Source organism: Catenulispora pinistramenti (assembly GCF_018274385.1).
GTDB classification, from domain to species: domain Bacteria; phylum Actinomycetota; class Actinomycetes; order Streptomycetales; family Catenulisporaceae; genus Catenulispora; species Catenulispora pinistramenti.
This window is the reverse complement of sequence record NZ_JAAFYZ010000630.1, coordinates 1-291: the sequence shown is the minus strand read 5'-3', so window position 1 is coordinate 291 and position 291 is coordinate 1. Positions and strand designations below refer to the sequence as shown.

At 64.9% G+C, this 291-nt stretch carries 1 protein-coding gene; it reads left to right on the top strand.

Annotated elements, in window-relative coordinates; genetic code table 11:
• On the top strand, nt 1–254 hold a 254-nt coding region (locus KGQ19_RS48985), incomplete at its 5' end, for a transposase (protein WP_212022546.1).
• Nucleotides 255–291: the final 37 nt, after the last annotated feature.

Here is a 291-nt window from a genome sequence, read left to right as displayed (position 1 = left end):
GCGCCGTCCAGCAAACCCAGCACTGGCGGGCCCGCTACGCCACCCGCGCCGGCATCGAGGGAACCATCGACCAGGCCGTCGACCTCGGCATCCGCCGAGCCCGCTACCGCGGCATCGACAAAACCCGGCTACAACACGTCTTCATCGCCTGCGCCCTCAACCTGATCCGGCTCAACGCCTACTGGAACCACCACCCCCTGGACCGAACCAGAACAAGCCACCTCGGCAAACTCGCCCTCACCCTTGCCACCTGACGAATAAACCAACAGGGTCGGGAACGAACCGAAAACC